Genomic DNA, 1,056 nt, shown 5'->3' with positions numbered 1-1,056 from the left:
GCGGGAACGAACAATACGAGGAATTACGGCAAGAATTCATTCCGCGGAAGAAAAAATACCCCGGACATTCGCGCCTCGACATACTCGAGCAAGAGATGATAACGATCTTCCTCAACTCCCATATAAACGAGTATGTATGAAGTTTCTGGTTTGATGTTTAAATACCCGTGTTACCATTTAATTATAGATTGAAACTTATGCATATAGACGTTAATGTGTAAAAATATAATTTACCACATATGTAGGTAATATGTTTTTTAACAATGTCCGTTATTGTTTAACCGCAGTACTCCTGTCTGGAGGTATGACTGTGTGAGCACCACAAGAAGAAGTCTATTCGCCCTGCTCGAAGGAAAGGAATTGGTGCCAGACGATGTGATGGATGTGTTCGTATGCATAATGCAAAAGTTCTTGCGGCGAGTCCCATATCCGTTTAAGAAGCACGCCTCCATAACATGACCAGGGGCACTTTTTATGTCGGGACAGCCTGACGCGTGTGAGACGACGATCGCTATGATCGGAGATGCTGCACGTAACCTGAACAAAGTAGAAATAGTTATCCTCCCGATAGTGATGAATGGGCACTTCCATGTGGTGGTCCTTGACAGCGAAAAAAAAAGAATACAGGCATTATTCATCCTGCGACCGTGACGAGCACGCCAGACACGCGTCTGAAAATGGTAAGTTCCTTACTGAAGGTTATTCGAATAAAGGGTAAAATGAACTTCATTAAGCTGCCAACTAACGTGAAATTCTTTAACGTAACAGAAGAAAATGTTTGACTATTTCGTCACAATGGAGTTCGGAGAGTCTTTAACTCTATACTATCCTTTAATTCACGACAATCGAACACCACGACCGAGACGAGGAACTGTGGACTGCGTCGTTTACGTCATGCGGTTTGTCGAGCTAATACTGGAAGGTGAAAAGCTACGCGTACCGCAAAAAGATGTCCCTTATTTTAGATTAAAGTATGTTGCCCGCATACTTGTTGAAGGTCGTCGATCCGGTCTCGTAGAGAAAGGCGAGTCTTCTACTGGGGGCGAGAATTTGGCA

At 43.3% G+C, this 1,056-nt stretch carries 1 protein-coding gene; it reads left to right on the top strand.

The window, feature by feature from the left end; all coding sequences use genetic code 11:
• Positions 1-873 precede the first annotated feature (873 nt).
• Positions 874-1,056, top strand: a 183-nt coding sequence (locus ACFILW_RS09965) for a hypothetical protein (protein WP_375685758.1), incomplete at its 3' end; no start/stop codon positions are given.

This window comes from Bartonella sp. TT110JLCBS (assembly GCF_042193405.1).
GTDB lineage: Bacteria > Pseudomonadota > Alphaproteobacteria > Rhizobiales > Rhizobiaceae > Bartonella.
The sequence above is the reverse complement of the archived record's forward strand: the minus strand, read 5'-3'. Positions and strand labels throughout refer to the sequence as shown.